This window comes from Pseudomonas sp. RIT-PI-S (assembly GCF_025642975.1).
Lineage (GTDB): Bacteria > Pseudomonadota > Gammaproteobacteria > Pseudomonadales > Pseudomonadaceae > Aquipseudomonas.
The window spans coordinates 60,374-76,573 of record NZ_JANZKJ010000010.1; the positions used below are offsets into that span (position 1 = coordinate 60,374).

The following is a 16,200-nucleotide window of genomic DNA, read 5'->3' on the forward strand; positions in this document are numbered from 1 at the left end:
TGTGAAAGCAGAGAAAAAAGGCGCGGGGGTGTCTCTTTCTGGAGTGCTTATGAAATCGTTATCCGACGTTAAATATTCCGCGCTGGACCTGGTACCTGTTCGCAAGGAAACGGGGCCGGCCCAGGCGCTACGCAATTCGCTGGACCTGGCTCAACATCTCGAACGTGCGGGTTTCAACCGCTTCTGGGTCGCCGAGCACCACAACATGGACGGCATCGCCAGCTCGGCGACCGCGGTGTTGCTGGGCTACCTGGCCGGCGGTACCTCGACCATCCGCATAGGTTCGGGCGGCGTGATGCTGCCTAACCATGCCCCATTGGTAATCGCTGAACAGTTCGGCACGCTGGAAAGCCTCTATCCGGGCCGCATCGATCTGGGGCTGGGGCGCGCGCCCGGTTCGGATCAACTGACCGCCCGGGCGCTGCGTCGCGAGCGCAGCGGCAGTGCCGATGACTTTCCTCAAGATGTGGAGGAACTGCTGGGGTACCTGGGCGAACGTACGCCAGAACAGCGGGTGATCGCCGTGCCGGGCAGCGGCACGCAGGTACCGGTGTGGCTGCTAGGCTCCAGCCTGTTCAGCGCGCAGTTGGCCGGCATGCGTGGCCTGCCCTATGCCTTTGCCTCGCACTTTGCCCCTCGGATGATGCATGAGGCGATTCGCATCTACCGGGATCACTTCACGCCCTCCGTGTTTCTCGACAAGCCCTACGTGATGCTGGGTATTCCGCTGGTTGCAGCCGACACCGACGAGCGCGCGGACTACCTGGCGACATCGGTCTACCAGCGCATCCTGAACCTGATTCGTGGGCAGAGCCTAGTGCTTCAGCCCCCTGTCGAAACCATGCAGGGCTTATGGTTGCCGCACGAGAAAGAAGCGGTGGGAAGTTTCCTGGCCATGGCCATGGTGGGAAGCCCGCAAAAGATCCGCGCAAAGCTCGAAGTGCTACTAGCGCAAACCCAGGTAGATGAGTTGATCTTCACCTGCGACCTGTACGAGCACAGCGACCGCGTTCATTCCTATGAACTGCTCGCGCAGTTGATGCACGGCTAAGCGGGCTGCCATTGCCCGCGCCGGGCGGGCATTGGCTTTGCTGGTCAGCGCTTGTAGACGATTTCCTTCGTCCCACCTTCACAAGTACCAACCACCTTGCCATTCGCCGTGCCGCCTTTATTCACGACTTCCAGCGAATAACCCGAGGCGCCCTTGGCCTGGATTTTGGCGTCGATCTCGCTTTTGAGGTCGTCGCATGATTTGCCTGCGGCAAAGGCGCCACCGGCAAAGCTGAACATCAGGGTAGCCAACAAGACTTTTTTCATCGTTCACGGTCCTTGATTCGATTGGAACAAAGTCGGCGAAACCGCCAGCAGCTTTAAAGAAGTGTAGCGACCGCCAACGATCAGCTATCGCCAATTCTGAAGCCGACTTTCAGGGTGACCTGGAAGTGCTTCACCTGCCCGTCTTCAATATGACCGCGTGTTTCGGTCACTTCGAACCATTCAAGATGCCGCACCGTCTTGGCCGCTTCAGCAATGGCGTTCTTGATAGCATCGTCGATGCTGATGGTCGACGACCCCACAAGGTCGATCTTCTTATAAGTGTGATGATCGGTCATATGCAGCTCCTCGGTCAGTGGCACTGCCATCGGCGACTGGCTAATGGCTTCGTTTACATCTGTGCGCCAAGGGCGGGCAAAAGTTCACAGGCACCGCACTTTTACGAAGCGGCGCAGTCGGACACTTACACCGCAACTACCTAGCAGGAGTGAACCATGGCCAATAATTCGCTACGTAAAGCGTCGCTGCAAAGCATGGAAGCAGAAATCGAAAGCCTGCTCCGCTCGCTGGAAAGCCTCAAAGGCGACACCTCGGAAGAGTCCCGTAAAACCCTCAAGGCGCTGAAAGCCAACGCCGAAACCGCGCTCAAGCACTCTCGCAGCTTGCTGGCCGACGTGTATGAAGACGTGAAGGTCAAAACCCGCGAAACCAGCTTGGCGACCAAGGAATACGCACAGGAGCACCCGCTGACCACCGCTGGCATTGCTGTCGGCGCCGTTGGCCTGCTGGCTGCCTACCTGCTGTGCAAGCGCTCCCACTGATCCGCCTGATGCGCCAGCTCCAGCCGTAACCACTCGGCCAACCGTTCGGCGCGCCGCCCGGTGCGTCGATGGGGCACCCATAGCGCAAGGCTGGCTGGCGTTTGCGAGAACCCCCAGGGTGCGACCAAGCGCCCGGCCTGGAGGTCATCGGCAACCAGTGCCTGGGGAGCGATCGCCACTCCCAAACCGGTCACCGCAGCTTCGAGCAAGTAATACAAATGCTCGAAGCTCTGGCTGAACACCAACCCGGTGGTGTCTAACCCCTCTGCCATTGCCCAATTGGGCCACGCTTGTGGCCGCGAGGCGGTTTGCAGCAGCGTCTCACTTAACACAGCCTGGGGCGCCGAGCCCAGCAAGCGCGCGCAGTGACGATAGTGCGGGCTGAGCACCGGGCCTATTCGCTCGGGGATCAGCTCATGCACCTGTACGTCTGCGGGCCAAGGTGGCTCTGCGAACACCAACAAGGCATCGATGCCCGAGCTTTTAGGGTCCAAGTCGCCTTCGCCGGCCGACAGGTGCAAGCGCAGGTCCGGCAACTCGGCATTGAGGCGGCCAAGCCGCGGGATAAACCAGCGTGCCAGCAAGCTGCCCGAGCACCCCAACACGAAAGGCGCGTCGGCGTCTGTCACGGCCAACTCGGCGCATACAGCGCGCAACTTATCGAAAGCCTGAGTGCTGACCTCTCGCAGGCGTTGGCCGGCATCCGTGAGCTTAAGGCCGCGGCCATCCTTGGCGAACAGGGCGACGCCCAGCTCCGCCTCGAGGGCTTTGAGCTGCCGGCTGATCGCCCCATGGGTGACGTTTAGCTGCCGCGCCGCCTGGCTTAGGCTGCCAAGGCGGGCTGCGGCTTCGAACGCCCGCAGGGCATTGAGTGAGGGCAGGTCACGGCTCATGATCTGTGAGTTTTCCTGACAGGTTGCTGCGATCTTATCGGTTTTCAACCGGCGCTGTCGCGGCTAAAGTCAGGGCATCTGTCCTCTGCCCGGAAGCTTGCCATGACCGCTCAAACCTTGCGCAACGGCCCCGACACCAACGGCCTGTTCGGCGCCTTCGGCGGCCGCTACGTCGCTGAAACTCTCATGCCTTTGGTGCTGGACCTCGCTCGCGAATACGAGGCCGCCAAGCAGGACCCAGCCTTCCTAGAGGAGCTGGCCTACTTCCAGCGCGACTATATCGGCCGCCCCAACCCGCTGTACTTCGCCGAACGGCTGACCGAATACTGCGGCGGGGCAAAAATCTACTTCAAGCGCGAAGAGCTGAACCACACCGGCGCGCACAAGGTGAACAACTGCATCGGCCAAGTGCTGTTGGCCAAGCGCATGGGTAAAAAGCGCCTGATCGCTGAAACCGGCGCGGGCATGCACGGCGTGGCCACTGCAACGGTCGCGGCGCGCTTCGGCTTGCCCTGCGTGATCTACATGGGCGCCACGGACATCGAACGCCAGCAGGCCAACGTGTTCCGCATGAGGCTGCTGGGCGCGGAGATCGTGCCAGTGACCGCAGGTACCGGTACCCTCAAAGACGCCATGAACGAAGCGCTGCGCGATTGGGTAACGAACGTCGAAGACACCTTCTACCTCATCGGCACCGTGGCCGGCCCGCATCCGTACCCAGCGATGGTTCGGGACTTCCAGTCGATCATCGGCAAGGAAACCCGCGAGCAGCTGCACGAAAAAGAAGGCCGCCTGCCCGACAGTCTGGTCGCCTGTGTAGGCGGCGGCTCCAATGCCATGGGGCTGTTCCACCCGTTCCTCGATGACAGCAGCGTTGAGATCATCGGCGTGGAGGCGGGCGGCCACGGCGTGACCACCGACAAGCATGCCGCCAGCCTCAACGGCGGTGTGCCCGGCGTGCTCCACGGCAACCGTACGTACCTGCTGCAAGACAGCGACGGCCAGATCACCGACGCTCATTCCATTTCCGCGGGCCTGGACTATCCCGGCATTGGCCCCGAGCACGCCTGGCTACATGAGATCAAGCGGGTCGAATACGTCAGCATCACCGACGACGAAGCCCTGGCCGCGTTCCACATCACCTGCCGTACCGAGGGCATCATCCCTGCGCTGGAAACCGCCCACGCGCTGGCCGAGGCCATCCGCCGTGCGCCGACCCTGCCCAAGGACCACTTGATGGTAGTGTGCTTGTCTGGCCGTGGCGACAAAGACATGCAGACCGTGATGAACCACATGGCCGACCAGCAGGAGACCCAGGCATGAGCCGCCTCGAACAACGCTTTGCCCAACTGAAGGCCGAAGGCCGCGCCGCGCTGGTAACGTTCGTGACCGCCGGGGATCCGGGCTACCAAGCCTCGCTGGACATCCTCAAGGGGCTACCGGCTGCCGGCGCCGACGTAATCGAACTGGGCATGCCGTTCACGGACCCCATGGCCGACGGCGTTGCCATTCAATTGGCCACCCTGCGCGCGTTGAGTGCCGGGCAAACCCTGCTCAAAACCCTGGAAATGGTGCGTGCGTTCCGGGAGACCGACACCACCACGCCGCTGGTGCTGATGGGCTATTACAACCCGATCCACCGCTTCGGCGTCGACGCCTTCGTCGCCCAGGCGCGGGAGGTGGGGGTAGATGGCTTGATCATCGTCGACCTGCCACCAGAGCATGACGCCGAGCTGGCAACACCGGCCCAGGCCGCGGGGATCGACTTCATCCGCCTGACCACACCCACCACCGATGACAGCCGGTTGCCGCGGGTGCTGGAGCGCAGCTCCGGCTTTGTGTACTACGTGTCCGTGGCGGGTGTGACCGGCGCCGGGTCGGCGACCACCGAGCACGTTACGGCAGCCATCGCCCGGTTGCGCAAACACACCTCGTTGCCGGTGAGCGTTGGCTTCGGCATTCGTACCCCCGCGCAGGCCGCGGCCATTGCCCGCTTGGCCGACGGCGTGGTGGTGGGTTCCGCCCTGGTCGACAAGATTGCCAATGCTTCCAGCGAACAGCAGGCGGTCACCGACGTGCTGGCGCTGTGCGGTGAACTGGCAGAGGGTGTGCGTGGCGCTAGGTAAAGTTCCTGATACAGAGGAATTGCCCCCGGTTTCGAAAGACTAACGGGCATGAACGAAGGGAGCGATGTTCGCTCCCTTTTTACATCCGTAGAGGAACCGCATGAAGACGTCCCGCACCGTTCTCGCCGCCACGCTCGGCACCCTCATCAGCTTGGGCCTGCCCCTGGCACAGGCCGCGCCCGGCCCGGACAACCTTCCGCAAGGCGGCCCTCAACAACAACACCAGCAGCAGGGCCCTGAGCATGGCGAGGCCGATGGGCACAGCCAAAATGGTCAACGCGGCAACCAGGACCACGGCGCTCGGCCACCACAGGACTTCGGCCCCGTGCGCGACAGCATTCGCGAGCACCGCACCGACTTCGGCCGTGGTACACCACTGCCGCCGGGCGTTCAGGTCGCCAAGGGCCATCCTCTGCCACACGGTTACGGCCGCCGCCTGGACCGCGCCGCGCTCTCCCGGTTGCCTCACTACGAGGGTTATGAATGGCGCCGGTTGGGCACCGACGTGGTGCTGATCTCGGTCGGCACAGGCATCGTGTACGAGATCCTCAACGGCGTACTTGAATAACCGGCAGCCTACAAGGCGATCGGCTGGCTCAGGCCCGGTTGCCACAAGCCGGCAAAGCGGGGTGGCGCCAGCCCCATGGCCAGCGCAAAGGTGCTGAACACCGAGTTGCTGTTGCAGGTAGGCCCCCAGAGGCGAATGCCGCCGCGGGGGTAGGTGAGGTTTTGCCGGTTGATCGGTTCGACACAAGCGAGCGCCGCTGCCCAGCGCTCGCGCACCGCTGCTTCATCACCGCACCACACCAAGTGATGAGGCTGCCCAGGGCGGCATAGAAACAAGCCTTGTGCAGGGGTGAAATGCCACGCTTGCAGCGCATGCCAGCGGGCGTAGCCGATGGGCACCGGGCGGCCATGCCGGCGGTCGGTGGCCAACCCGTGGAGCTCCCCCAGCCACTGCCCGTGCGGGCCGCGCAATACCCAAAAGTTGTGGCTGCACCAGCGCGCCAAGCGAAACGCCCGCGCCTCCAAGGCAAAACACCCGTCAGCCCCTATCACGGCGCCTGCTCGGCCATCAGCCAGTCAACGAACCGCTCGATCATCGGGCCGCGCCGTTTGCGAGGCGGCAGCACCAAGTGGTACCCGAGCACCGAGCGCACGCTGGCGGTGATGGGGCGACAGAGCAAACCCTGCTCCAGCAGGCCATCGACCAAGTGCCGCCAGCCGATCGCAACGCCTTGGCCGCCGATGGCCGCTTGGATCAACAACGTGTAGTTATCGAAGCGCAATTGCCCGGGCGCCGGCGCCACGGGAATGCTCAGCGCCTGGAATAACGCCGCCCAGTCGAACCAGCGGTTGCCCTGGCCGCTGCGCAAGTGCAGCAACGGCAGGCTGCGCAGCGCCGCTGTGGTCAAGGGCAAGGTGTGCCCTTTGAGCAGGCCGGGGCTGCAGACCGGGAACACCTCTTCGTCGAACAGCCAATGGCTTTGAGCATTGCCCGGCGCACGCCCATCGCCAAACAGGATGGCGATGTCGGTATCGCTGCGTAGCATGGCGTGGGCCCGTTCGCCGGTGACGATACTCACGTCCACCTGCGGGTGGGCCTGGTGGAAACGGTGCAGCCGCGGCATCAGCCAGTAGGCGGCAAAGGCAAAATCCGTGGCGACCTGCAGCACCTCATGCTGGCCCTGGCTTGCGACCTCCAGCAGGCCGCTTTCGATGCACTGCAAACCCTCGGCTACTTGCTGATAAAGGCGGTTACCGGGCTCGGTGAGCGCGATGCCTCGATACACCCGGTCGAACAGCCGAACCTTCAACTGCCCCTCCAGCCGCTTGATCTGCTGGCTTATTGCCGGCTGTGTGGTGCCAAGCTCCATTGCCGCTGCGGTGAAGCTGCAATGACGAGCCGCGGCTTCGAAGGTACGAAGCGTGTCGAGAGACAACTCCCCAAGCTGCGCAAACATAAGTGGTGCTTATCCTAGGCATTAGCCGAAACGGGATTTACCGCCTGATGCAGCGCCTTCATGCTGGCTGAAAGCACTCTGGCATAAGGTCGAACTATGGAACGCTCAACGACGGCGCCGCGCAAGAACATTCTGTTCATCATGGCCGACCAGATGGCCGCGCCCATGTTGCCGTTCTACCAACCCTCACCCATCAGAATGCCGAACCTCTCCCGCCTCGCCACGGGCGGCGTGGTGTTTGATTCGGCCTACTGCAACAGCCCGCTGTGCGCACCTTCGCGCTTTACCCTGGTGAGCGGCCAACTGCCCAGCCGCATCGGTGCCTATGACAACGCAGCGGACTTTCCCGCAGACATTCCTACCTACGCTCATTACCTGCGCCGCCTCGGTTACCACACCGCGCTTTCAGGCAAGATGCACTTCTGCGGGCCGGACCAACTGCACGGTTACGAAGAGCGTTTGACCAGCGACATCTACCCGGCCGATTACGGCTGGGCGGTGAACTGGGACGAGCCTGACACCCGGCCGAGCTGGTATCACAACATGTCTTCGGTGTTGCAGGCGGGGCCCTGCGTGCGCACCAACCAGCTGGATTTCGACGACGAGGTGGTGTTCAAGGCGCGCCAGTACCTCTACGACCATGTGCGCAAGGATGACGCCCGGCCCTTCTGCCTGACCGTGTCGATGACCCACCCGCACGACCCCTATACCATCCCGCGGGCCTATTGGGACCGCTACAGCGACGCCGACATCCCGCAGCCAGAAGCGGTGCCGCCCCAGGAAGCGCTGGACCCGCACTCCAAACGCTTGTTGAAGGTTTATGACCTGTGGGGCAAGCCTTTGCCCGAGGAAAAAGTGCGCGATGCCCGGCGAGCCTACTTTGGCGCCTGCAGCTATATCGACGACCAGGTCGGTAGCCTGCTTGCCGTGCTCGAAGAAACCGGCCTGCTGCAAGACACGCTCATCGTGTTCAGCGGGGACCACGGCGACATGCTCGGGGAGCGTGGGCTCTGGTACAAGATGCACTGGTTCGAGATGGCCGCCCGGGTGCCGCTGCTGGTGTGGGCGCCGGGTCAATTCGAGCCCGGGCGGGTCGCGGCATCAGTGTCCACCGCGGACCTGCTGCCCACGCTGGTCGAACTGGCCGGAGGCAGCCCTGCGGCCGGGCTGCCGCTGGACGGCCGTTCCCTGGTGCCCCACCTGCGCGGCGAAGGCGGCCACGACGAGGTGTTCGGCGAGTACATGGCCGAAGGTACCGTCAGCCCGCTGATGATGATCCGTCGTGGAAATTACAAGCTGATCTACAGTGAAACCGACCCTTGCTTGTTCTTCGACCTGAGCAATGACCCGGCCGAGCGAGAAAACCTCGCCAGCTCGCCGTCGCATGCACAGGCGTTCGAAGCCTTCATGGCTGAAGCGCGAGCGAAGTGGGACATACCAAGCATTCACCGCCAAGTACTGGCAAGCCAGCGCCGCCGCCGTTTCGTTGGCCAGGCGCTGGCTTTAGGCACGCTCAAGAGCTGGGACCACCAGCCGCAGGTAGACGCCAGCCAGCAATATATGCGCAACCATATCGACCTAGACGATCTGGAGCGTAGAGCGCGTTTTCCACAACCCTGCCAATTAAACGAGAACGAAGGGGGAAGACCATGAAAACGTTATCCACAGCGTTGTTGTTCGCTGGGCTTGGCGCAGTAAGCCTGGCCGCCCAGGCCGCGGACAACTGCAGCCCGGTAAAGCTCGCAGACCCAGGCTGGAGCGACATTGCCGCCACCAACGCCCTGGCCGGGATCGTGCTCGAGGGCATGGGCTATAAAACCAAGGTGGATGCACTGGCGGTACCCATCACTTACGGCGGCTTGCGGGACGGCCAGATCGATGTGTTCCTAGGCAACTGGATGCCCGCGCAAAAAGGCTTCGACGAACAGTTCGTGGCCAGCGGGAAGGTCACCCGCTTGGCGGAAAACCTTCAAGGCACCGAGTTCACCCTGGCGGTACCAGACTACGTTTACGACGCCGGTGTTCATGACTTCAAGGACCTGAACGCCTTCGCCGACAAGTTCGATCACAAGATCTTCGGCATCGGTTCCGGTGCGCCGGCAAACCAGTCGATACAGGAGATGATCAAAAAGAACGACTTCAACCTGGGCCAATGGAAGCTAGTCGAATCCAGCGAGCAGGCCATGCTGGCCGAAGTGGACCGGGCGGTGAAACACCAGCGCTTCGTGACCTTCCTCGGCTGGACCCCTCACCCGATGAACGTGAAGCTCAAGATGCATTACCTCACCGGCGGCGAAGCGTACTTCGGCGCCAGCGGCAGTGTGTACACGCTGACCCGCAACGGTTACGCCCAGGCCTGCCCGGAAGTGGCCAAGCTATTCACCCAGATGACCTTCAGCCAGGAAATGGAGAACGCCATCATGGCTGAGGTTGTGGATAAAAAAATCAGCAACGCCGATGCAGCCAAGGCTTGGCTCAAGGCGCATCCACAAACACTCGAGAAATGGCTTGGGGGCCTGAAGACCCTCGATGGCAAGGATGCGTTGCCAGCGGTCCAGGCAACGCTTTGATTGCGGCGAGGCCGGGGGCTTACAGCCCCTGGCGCAGCGCGGCCAATACTGGCGTGGTGTTTACCTCGACCCCACGCCAGTAGCGAAATGCCACGGCGGCCTGCTCCACCAGCATACCCAGGCCGTCCAGGGCCTTGGCCGCTCCTAGCTGCTGCGCCCAGGCGTTGAACGGGGTCGGCGAGTCGCCGTACATCATGTCATAGCAGACCGTGTGGCCGGGCTTTATCACGCCCTTTGGCAAGGGCGGCACCTCGCCAGCGAGGCTGGCGGCCGTGGCGTTGATGATCAGATCCACCGGGCCTTGCAACGCTTCGAAGGGCGCGGCCGATACCGGGCCGATGTCGGCAAACAGCGCGGCAAGGGCTTCGGCCTTTTCCAGCGTGCGATTGGCGATCACCAGGGCCTCGGGGCGCTGTTCCAGCAGGGGCTCGATCACGCCTCGCGCGGCGCCACCGGCGCCCAATAGAAGAACGCGTGCGCCTTGGAGTATCACGCCACAGTTGCTCAGCAGGTCTCGCACCAGGCCTTCGCCATCGGTGTTATCGCCCCGCAGCCGGCCATCGCCCAGGCGGCTTAGCATGTTCACCGCGCCAGCTCGCTGGGCACGTGGGGTGAGCTCATCGCACAGGCGCCAGGCTTCTTCCTTGAAGGGCACGGTGACATTACCGCCCAGGCCCTGCTCGAAAAACGCCTTGGCCGTGGCCGTAAACCCATCCAGCGGGGTGAGCAGCGTTGCATAGTCCATGACCTGGCCGGTTTGCTCGGCGAAGCGGCCATGGATATATGGCGACTTGCTATGGCCCACCGGGTTACCGAATACAACGTAGCGATCCATTACTGCTCCTCAGGGTTCAAGGCGCGCCGCGGGCGCCATGCCCAACCAGTCGCGATCCTGCAGGAAATAATCGGTCAGGCGCGCTTCTTCACTACCGGGTTCGGGTTTCCAGTCATACCCCCAGCGCACTTCCGGCGGCAACGACATCAGGATCGACTCCGTGCGCCCGCCCGACTGTAGGCCGAACAGCGTTCCGCGGTCGTACACCAGGTTGAACTCCACATAGCGGCCGCGGCGATAGGCCTGGAATTCTTTCTGCGCTTCGGTCCAAGGGGTTTCGCGGCGCCGCTGCACGATTGGCAGCCACGCCTCGACATAGGCGTCGCCAACGGCGCGGAGGAAGGCGAAGCTGGTGTCGAAGTCCCAGCTGTTAAGGTCATCGAAGAACAGCCCGCCCACGCCCCGCGGCTCGTTACGGTGCTTGAGGTGGAAGTACCGGTCGCACCAGGCTTTGTAGCGGGGGTAGACGTCATCGCCGAAAGGCGCGCAGGCACGTTCGGCCACACGGTGCCAATGGATGCAGTCTTCTTCGTAAGCGTAGTAAGGGGTCAGGTCGAAGCCACCGCCGAACCACCACACCGGCGCCTCGCCTTCTTGCTCGGCAATGAAGAACCGCACGTTGGCATGGGAGGTAGGCACATGCGGGTTGCGCGGGTGCATGACCAACGACACACCAAGCGCCTCGAACGAGCGGCCAGCCAGTTCTGGCCGGTGGGCACTGGCCGAGGGCGGTAGGCCGGCGCCGTGCACGTGGGAGAAATTCACCCCGCCTTTTTCAATTACCGTGCCGCCATCGATCACCCGGGTGCGGCCACCGCCGCCACCGGGCCGCGCCCAGGCGTCTTCGATGAAACGGGCGCCACCGTCTTCGTTTTCCAGCGCCTCGCAGATGCGATCTTGCAGCTCGAGCAGGTAAGCCTTCACAGCCTCGGTACGAATGTTCATCGATGACCTCGTGCACACATACGCCAACCAGCCGCCGCGGCGGCCAGTGAAATCGGCGCGTAGCATACCACCGGCCGTTACCTCCGATAGTTGACGCCGGTCTAAGGAAAGCGTCCGATAGGTGCCTTAATCACAGAAAAAGCGAGGGAACAATCGATGGCAAGGCGCATTCAGTTTTCCAGCAATGGCGGCCCCGAGGTGCTTGAGCTCGTCGACTTCCAGCCGGCCGAGCCCGGCCCGCTTGAAGTGCGCGTACGCAACCATGCCATTGGCCTGAACTACATCGACACCTATTTCCGCAGCGGGCTCTATCCCGCGCCTTCATTGCCGTCCGGCCTCGGCACTGAAGCCGCCGGAGTGGTGGAAGCCGTGGGCGCTCAGGTCACCACGGTGCAGGTAGGTGATCGCGTGGCCTATGCCGGCGGCCCTCTGGGCGCCTACAGCGAGGTGCATGTTTTGCCCGCGGCTGTGGTGGTGAAATTGCCGGAGTCGATCAGCTTCGAACAAGCCGCGGCGGTGATGCTCAAAGGGCTCACCGTTCAATACCTGCTGCGCCAGACCTACCGGCTGCAAAGCGGCGAAACCATCCTCTTCCACGCTGCCGCTGGCGGCGTTGGCCTGCTGGCGTGCCAGTGGGCGGCAGCGCTGGGCGCTAAGGTGATCGGCACCGTCAGCTCGGCCGAAAAAGCCGAAAAGGCCAAGGCCGCCGGGGCCTGGGAAGTGATCGACTACAGCCGCGAGGATGTCGCCAAGCGCGTGCTTGAACTCACCAATGGGCAAAAATGCCCCGTGGTATACGACGGCGTGGGCAAGGACACCTGGGACGTGTCTCTGGACTGCGTCGCCCCGCGCGGCCTGTTGGTAAGCTTCGGGAACGCCTCCGGGGCGGTAAGCGGGGTGAACCTCGGGGTGCTGGCAAGCAAAGGCTCGCTGTATGTGACACGCCCGACCTTGGGCACCTATGCGGTCCCCGGCGCCCTCCAAGGGATGGCGGACGAACTGTTCGAAATGCTCGCCAGCGGCAAGGTCGAGGTGGACATCAACCAGCGCTACAAGCTCGAAGACGTTGCCAAGGCCCATACCGACCTCTCGGGCCGCAAGACCACAGGTTCGACGATCCTCCTGCCTTGAAGCCCTGAGGGTGCTGTGGGGAATGTACGGGCCATTCGGCCAAACCCGTGAATGGCCCGCACATTCCCAGGTTTGGCCCGGCCCCACAGGGTTCGACTAGACACTCTGCTACGGCCGTACCACCTCGCCGCTGCGCAGGTCGCGAATCACGCTAGGATTCTTGCGGCCGCCCAGGGCCCCGCCTAGAACCAGATCCACCTCGCCGCGGAAGTATTGCTCCACCCGCAGCCGGCTGCGCGCCGGTGGCCGGCCCTGGGGGTTGGCGGACGTCGACACCAGCGGGCCAACCAGCGCGCACAGCTCGCGCACCAGCGGATGGTCGCTCACCCGCACGGCTACGCTGTCATGCTGGCCGGTGATCCACGCGGGCAACAGATCCCGGTGGGGCACCAGCCAGGTATTGGGCCCCGGCCAGGTGCTGGACATCCGATCGAGCCAGGCCTGGGGGAAGTCTTCGAAGAGAAAGTCGAACTGGCGGATGTTATCAGCGACGAGAATCACCCCTTTTTCCACGGACCGCCCTTTGATCGCCAGAAGGCGATAAACGGCGTCTTCGTTCCAAGGGTCGCAACCCAATCCCCAAACGGCTTCGGTTGGATAGGCAAGCACCGCGCCGGCGCGAATTTCCCGGGCAGCCTGTTGCACACGCCAACTGCTCTCCATTGTGGTCTTCCTTTAGGTTTGAATGCTGCGAAGTGTAACTAGCCGGGGCGTCCAAACCAACGCCCCGCTTCGCAAACCACCGCACCCGCCAGTTCATGCTCGGTAAGTGCCACCAGGACCTTCGGCAACGGCCAACCTAGGCTGGCGGCCAACTGCTCGGCGCTTTGCGGAGCGGCAAGCAGCCGCTGGATCAAAGGATCGCGCCGAGGCGCGGCAGCCGGCTCGATGACCGCGCTGGGTGCCAGACCTTGCCAGCCCCGCAGGCCTTCGAGAATGTGCTGCACGGTTTCTACCAATTGGGCGCCGTCCCGGATCAGCTGATGGCAACCCTTCATGCCTGGGTGATGGATCGAGCCGGGAACGGCGAACACTTCGCGCCCCTGCTCGGCGGCCAGCCGCGCGGTAATCAACGAACCGCTGGCGATATTCGCCTCAACCACCAGCACCCCCAGCGACAGCCCGCTGATGATGCGGTTACGCTGCGGGAAGGTCTCCCGCGTGGGCGGCGAATCCAGTGGAAATTCCGAGACCAGCGCGCCGCCTTGCTCCGCGATGGCACTGGCCAGGCGCAAGTGGCGTTGTGGATAAATATTTTCAAGCCCGCTGCCGAGCACGGCAACCGTGGCGCCGCCTGCATCCAGGGCGGCACGGTGAGCGGCCCCGTCGATGCCCACAGCCAGCCCGGACGTGATCACAAACCCAGCGCTCGCAAGGCTGCGCGAAAATGCCCGGGCGGTGTCCAACCCCGGTGCCGAAGCTCGCCGGCTGCCTACCATCGCCAGCTGCGGGCGTTCGAGCACGCCAGGGTCCCCCGCGACGAACAAAAGCGCAGGCGGGTTAGGTATTTCCTTAAGCAGGGCGGGGTAAGTCGGGCTATCGATGGCCAGCACGTGGTGCTGCGGGGCCTCTAGCCACCGCAATGCAGCACTGGCGGCCTCGCGAACGGCCGCACTGCGGCGGGCGTCGGCCGAGGCCTGGGACAAGCCAAGCGCTCGCCAGGCGGCCGCCGGTGCACTCAGGGCAGCACTGGCCGAGCCGAAGGCATCGAGCAACAAGCGGAAATGCGCGGCGCCAGTGTCAGGTAGCCGATGCAGGCGCAACCGCGCCTCCAGTTCCGCCGGGGGCGGCGTTTGAGGGGTAAACAGTGGCATTCGATCATCCTTGATCCAGCCTCCACCGGCAGGCGTGCCTGTGGATAACTATGTTGGTAACTTTTGAAGAGCGCGGCTCATGGGTTACGAACTTTATCGAGCACCGCCAGGGAGCGGCTTGCGTTCAGTACCAGACCATAGCTCAGTTTCTGGTAAGTGCGGAACACCATCACCAAGCCAGCGCGCTCGTCCGGAATCTTTACTTGTTCGCCGGTGATCCGGTCGCGCACCGTCTCACCGGTTTTATAGATCGCCAATACATTGCCCTCCGCGAGGCCGTCACGCTGGCCTTTGTCGAGGGTCACCACGTCGTACTTGCCAATCTGGGTAACCCCTCGTGGTACGTCGATGATCTTGCCTTCGATCTGCGCGGCCGGCGGGCTCGGCAGGAAGGTCGAATTGATCGGGTGTTCCTCGCTGGTGAACAGGCGATCGCCCAGGCGGACCTCGGCATTGGAGCGCTGCAAGGTCAGTGTGGCGATGTCGCCCTCGGTGGCCACGATTTCCCCACCCCCGATGTTGTCGGCGTTAATGCCCAGTACTTCCTGTGTGGCGGGGTCGGTGTACACCTTACCTTGGCGGAATACGCCGTACACGGTATGCCCCGGCTCGAACTGGCCCCGGGCATAGATACGGTCGCCCATGCCACTGAGCACCCGTTCCTGGTTACCGGCAACGATGTAGGGCGCGGTATCGAAGGACGCCAGGTCGTCGACGATGCGGTTATTGATCAGAAAAGCATTGATGGCACCCAGCGGAATACTGGGAATGGCCTCGGCCACGGGACTGGAGCGTACATGCGGCGAAAGCTTCACCGTGCCCCTGGACTGCCCACGTTCTAGGAACAGCTGCGGCTGCCCGTTGACCATGCCCAGCACCAGCGAGTCCCCAGGGTAGATCAGGTCCGGGTTGGCGATCTGCGGGTTGGCATGCCAGATGTGCGGCCACTGCCACGGCTGGTTGAGAAACTTCCCGGCGATGTCCCACAAGGTATCGCCCTGCACCACGGTGTAACGCTGTGGATGCCCCTCACGCAGCAGTTCGTCGCCATGGGCCAGGCTTGCACCGGCGAGCAGCAGCAGGGCGAGTAATGATTTCCTCATGCCGTGAATCCCTTTATCATGTACGCATTCGTCAAACCCTGCCGTGGGCAACGGTCAACCGCCGTGCCGGCCGGGCTTTCCATGAGCAGTGGCTGCTCAACAAGCGCTCGGCGCCATTCCCACTGACTTTACCTTACAGTGCAGCACTTAAGCATATGGCTATTTTAAACATCCTCGAATTTCCGGATCCGCGCCTGCGTACCATCGCCAAGCCGGTCACGGTTGTGGACGACGAGCTGCGTACGCTGATCGACGACATGTTTGAAACCATGTACGAGGCGCCAGGCATCGGCTTGGCCGCTACCCAGGTAAACGTCCACAAGCGGGTCGTGGTCATGGACCTGAGCGAAGATCGCAGCGAACCCCGGGTATTCATCAACCCGGAGTTCGAATCGCTCACCGACGAGATGGACCAATATCAGGAAGGCTGCTTGTCGGTTCCCGGGTTCTACGAGAACGTCGACCGCCCGCAGAAGGTCAAGGTGAAGGCGCTGGACCGCGACGGCAACCCTTATGAAATCATTGCCGAGGGCCTGTTGGCCGTGTGCATCCAGCACGAATGCGATCACCTCAACGGCAAGCTGTTCGTCGATTACCTGTCCACGCTCAAGCGGGATCGGATCAAGAAAAAACTCGAAAAACAGCACCGCCAGCAGGCTTAACCGGTGACGGGCAGGCCAGTTCGCGGGCTGGCGCCTACTCCTACAAACGTCACTGTCCAAG

General features: G+C 63.0%; 19 protein-coding genes. 9 read left to right on the top strand and 10 right to left on the bottom strand.

Annotated elements, in window-relative coordinates; all coding sequences use genetic code 11:
* Window positions 1-49: 49 nt before the first annotated feature.
* Window positions 50-1,051 carry an LLM class flavin-dependent oxidoreductase gene (locus OGL93_RS14975; protein WP_263263578.1) on the top strand — a complete coding sequence of 334 codons (1,002 nt, stop codon included), beginning with the start codon at window positions 50-52 and terminating at the stop codon, window positions 1,049-1,051.
* Between the two features lie 44 nt (window positions 1,052-1,095).
* Here OGL93_RS14975 and OGL93_RS14980 read toward each other — a convergent pair whose 3' ends face one another.
* On the bottom strand, window positions 1,096-1,317 hold the full coding sequence (locus OGL93_RS14980) for a DUF1161 domain-containing protein (protein WP_263263579.1): 222 nt from the start codon (window positions 1,315-1,317) through the stop codon (window positions 1,096-1,098).
* 80 nt (window positions 1,318-1,397) lie between these two features.
* The gene (locus OGL93_RS14985; protein ID WP_263263581.1) at window positions 1,398-1,613 is read right to left on the bottom strand and encodes a dodecin; all 216 of its coding nucleotides are present in this window, start codon (window positions 1,611-1,613) and stop codon (window positions 1,398-1,400) included.
* A gap of 156 nt (window positions 1,614-1,769) precedes the next feature.
* Between OGL93_RS14985 and OGL93_RS14990 the strand changes: the two genes are divergently transcribed.
* Window positions 1,770-2,096 (top strand): DUF883 family protein, encoded by a 327-nt coding sequence (locus OGL93_RS14990; protein WP_263263582.1) that lies wholly within the window; start codon window positions 1,770-1,772, stop codon window positions 2,094-2,096.
* Here the strand turns inward: OGL93_RS14990 and OGL93_RS14995 are convergent.
* Window positions 2,069-3,037 carry a LysR family transcriptional regulator gene (locus OGL93_RS14995; protein WP_276583549.1) on the bottom strand — a complete coding sequence of 323 codons (969 nt, stop codon included), beginning with the start codon at window positions 3,035-3,037 and terminating at the stop codon, window positions 2,069-2,071. The two genes, OGL93_RS14990 and OGL93_RS14995, sit on opposite strands and share 28 nt — an antisense overlap.
* 54 nt (window positions 3,038-3,091) lie before the next feature.
* Here OGL93_RS14995 and trpB point away from each other — a divergent pair, with 54 nt between their 5' ends.
* The 3 genes from trpB to OGL93_RS15010 all read left to right on the top strand — a co-directional run bounded on the left by trpB (window position 3,092) and on the right by OGL93_RS15010 (window position 5,683).
* Window positions 3,092-4,312, top strand: coding sequence for a tryptophan synthase subunit beta (trpB, locus tag OGL93_RS15000; protein WP_263263585.1), 1,221 nt, complete (start codon window positions 3,092-3,094; stop codon window positions 4,310-4,312).
* Window positions 4,309-5,115 carry a tryptophan synthase subunit alpha gene (gene trpA / locus OGL93_RS15005; protein WP_263263587.1) on the top strand — a complete coding sequence of 269 codons (807 nt, stop codon included), beginning with the start codon at window positions 4,309-4,311 and terminating at the stop codon, window positions 5,113-5,115. Before trpB ends, trpA begins: the two co-directional genes overlap by 4 nt.
* 100 nt (window positions 5,116-5,215) lie before the next feature.
* Window positions 5,216-5,683 carry an RcnB family protein gene (locus OGL93_RS15010; protein WP_263263589.1) on the top strand — a complete coding sequence of 156 codons (468 nt, stop codon included), beginning with the start codon at window positions 5,216-5,218 and terminating at the stop codon, window positions 5,681-5,683.
* An 8-nt stretch (window positions 5,684-5,691) separates the two neighbouring features.
* On the opposite strand, the gene OGL93_RS15015 is transcribed toward OGL93_RS15010, so the two are convergent.
* Window positions 5,692-6,126: a hypothetical protein gene (locus OGL93_RS15015; RefSeq protein ID WP_263263590.1), complete on the bottom strand. Its 435-nt coding sequence runs from the start codon at window positions 6,124-6,126 to the stop codon at window positions 5,692-5,694.
* 44 nt (window positions 6,127-6,170) lie between these two features.
* The gene (locus tag OGL93_RS15020) at window positions 6,171-7,079 is read right to left on the bottom strand and encodes a LysR family transcriptional regulator (RefSeq protein ID WP_263263591.1); all 909 of its coding nucleotides are present in this window, start codon (window positions 7,077-7,079) and stop codon (window positions 6,171-6,173) included.
* Window positions 7,080-7,175: 96 nt separating this feature from the next.
* On the opposite strand from OGL93_RS15020, the gene betC reads away from it, so the two are divergent.
* Both betC and choX read left to right on the top strand, forming a co-directional pair.
* The gene (gene betC / locus OGL93_RS15025) at window positions 7,176-8,732 is read left to right on the top strand and encodes a choline-sulfatase (RefSeq protein ID WP_263263593.1); all 1,557 of its coding nucleotides are present in this window, start codon (window positions 7,176-7,178) and stop codon (window positions 8,730-8,732) included.
* Window positions 8,729-9,649, top strand: a complete 921-nt coding sequence (gene choX, locus OGL93_RS15030) for a choline ABC transporter substrate-binding protein (protein WP_263263594.1) — start codon at window positions 8,729-8,731, stop codon at window positions 9,647-9,649. Before betC ends, choX begins: the two co-directional genes overlap by 4 nt.
* Window positions 9,650-9,668: 19 nt before the next feature.
* Here choX and aroE read toward each other — a convergent pair whose 3' ends face one another.
* Both aroE and hemF read right to left on the bottom strand, forming a co-directional pair.
* Window positions 9,669-10,484 (bottom strand): shikimate dehydrogenase, encoded by an 816-nt coding sequence (gene aroE / locus OGL93_RS15035; protein ID WP_263263596.1) that lies wholly within the window; start codon window positions 10,482-10,484, stop codon window positions 9,669-9,671.
* A gap of 9 nt (window positions 10,485-10,493) precedes the next feature.
* A complete protein-coding gene (gene hemF / locus OGL93_RS15040) occupies window positions 10,494-11,429 on the bottom strand; it encodes an oxygen-dependent coproporphyrinogen oxidase (protein WP_263263598.1) in 936 nt (311 codons plus the stop codon).
* Between the two features lie 156 nt (window positions 11,430-11,585).
* Between hemF and OGL93_RS15045 the strand changes: the two genes are divergently transcribed.
* Window positions 11,586-12,560, top strand: coding sequence for an NADPH:quinone reductase (locus OGL93_RS15045; protein WP_263263600.1), 975 nt, complete (start codon window positions 11,586-11,588; stop codon window positions 12,558-12,560).
* Between the two features lie 108 nt (window positions 12,561-12,668).
* Here the strand turns inward: OGL93_RS15045 and OGL93_RS15050 are convergent, their stop codons facing one another.
* The 3 genes from OGL93_RS15050 to OGL93_RS15060 all read right to left on the bottom strand — a co-directional run bounded on the left by OGL93_RS15050 (window position 12,669) and on the right by OGL93_RS15060 (window position 15,477).
* Window positions 12,669-13,223: an L-threonylcarbamoyladenylate synthase gene (locus OGL93_RS15050; RefSeq protein ID WP_263263601.1), complete on the bottom strand. Its 555-nt coding sequence runs from the start codon at window positions 13,221-13,223 to the stop codon at window positions 12,669-12,671.
* A 38-nt stretch (window positions 13,224-13,261) separates the two neighbouring features.
* Window positions 13,262-14,374, bottom strand: a complete 1,113-nt coding sequence (gene dprA / locus OGL93_RS15055; RefSeq protein ID WP_263263603.1) for a DNA-processing protein DprA — start codon at window positions 14,372-14,374, stop codon at window positions 13,262-13,264.
* A 77-nt stretch (window positions 14,375-14,451) separates the two neighbouring features.
* Window positions 14,452-15,477 carry a LysM domain-containing protein gene (locus OGL93_RS15060; protein ID WP_263263606.1) on the bottom strand — a complete coding sequence of 342 codons (1,026 nt, stop codon included), beginning with the start codon at window positions 15,475-15,477 and terminating at the stop codon, window positions 14,452-14,454.
* 155 nt (window positions 15,478-15,632) lie between these two features.
* Between OGL93_RS15060 and def the strand changes: the two genes are divergently transcribed.
* Window positions 15,633-16,139 (top strand): peptide deformylase, encoded by a 507-nt coding sequence (def, locus tag OGL93_RS15065; RefSeq protein WP_263263608.1) that lies wholly within the window; start codon window positions 15,633-15,635, stop codon window positions 16,137-16,139.
* The last annotated feature ends 61 nt before the right edge of the window (window positions 16,140-16,200 follow it).

Excerpts from the sequence above, each read along its gene's own strand:
- OGL93_RS14975 (WP_263263578.1), top strand. The coding sequence starts at position 50 with ATGAAATCGTTATCCGACGTTAAATATTCCGCGCTGGACCTGGTACCT.
- OGL93_RS14980 (WP_263263579.1), bottom strand. The coding sequence starts at position 1,317 with ATGAAAAAAGTCTTGTTGGCTACCCTGATGTTCAGCTTTGCCGGTGGC.
- OGL93_RS14985 (WP_263263581.1), bottom strand. The coding sequence starts at position 1,613 with ATGACCGATCATCACACTTATAAGAAGATCGACCTTGTGGGGTCGTCG.
- OGL93_RS14990 (WP_263263582.1), top strand. The coding sequence starts at position 1,770 with ATGGCCAATAATTCGCTACGTAAAGCGTCGCTGCAAAGCATGGAAGCA.
- trpB (WP_263263585.1), top strand. The coding sequence starts at position 3,092 with ATGACCGCTCAAACCTTGCGCAACGGCCCCGACACCAACGGCCTGTTC.
- trpA (WP_263263587.1), top strand. The coding sequence starts at position 4,309 with ATGAGCCGCCTCGAACAACGCTTTGCCCAACTGAAGGCCGAAGGCCGC.
- OGL93_RS15010 (WP_263263589.1), top strand. The coding sequence starts at position 5,216 with ATGAAGACGTCCCGCACCGTTCTCGCCGCCACGCTCGGCACCCTCATC.
- OGL93_RS15020 (WP_263263591.1), bottom strand. The coding sequence starts at position 7,079 with ATGTTTGCGCAGCTTGGGGAGTTGTCTCTCGACACGCTTCGTACCTTC.
- betC (WP_263263593.1), top strand. The coding sequence starts at position 7,176 with ATGGAACGCTCAACGACGGCGCCGCGCAAGAACATTCTGTTCATCATG.
- choX (WP_263263594.1), top strand. The coding sequence starts at position 8,729 with ATGAAAACGTTATCCACAGCGTTGTTGTTCGCTGGGCTTGGCGCAGTA.
- aroE (WP_263263596.1), bottom strand. The coding sequence starts at position 10,484 with ATGGATCGCTACGTTGTATTCGGTAACCCGGTGGGCCATAGCAAGTCG.
- hemF (WP_263263598.1), bottom strand. The coding sequence starts at position 11,429 with ATGAACATTCGTACCGAGGCTGTGAAGGCTTACCTGCTCGAGCTGCAA.
- OGL93_RS15045 (WP_263263600.1), top strand. The coding sequence starts at position 11,586 with ATGGCAAGGCGCATTCAGTTTTCCAGCAATGGCGGCCCCGAGGTGCTT.
- OGL93_RS15050 (WP_263263601.1), bottom strand. The coding sequence starts at position 13,223 with ATGGAGAGCAGTTGGCGTGTGCAACAGGCTGCCCGGGAAATTCGCGCC.
- dprA (WP_263263603.1), bottom strand. The coding sequence starts at position 14,374 with ATGCCACTGTTTACCCCTCAAACGCCGCCCCCGGCGGAACTGGAGGCG.
- OGL93_RS15060 (WP_263263606.1), bottom strand. The coding sequence starts at position 15,477 with ATGAGGAAATCATTACTCGCCCTGCTGCTGCTCGCCGGTGCAAGCCTG.
- def (WP_263263608.1), top strand. The coding sequence starts at position 15,633 with ATGGCTATTTTAAACATCCTCGAATTTCCGGATCCGCGCCTGCGTACC.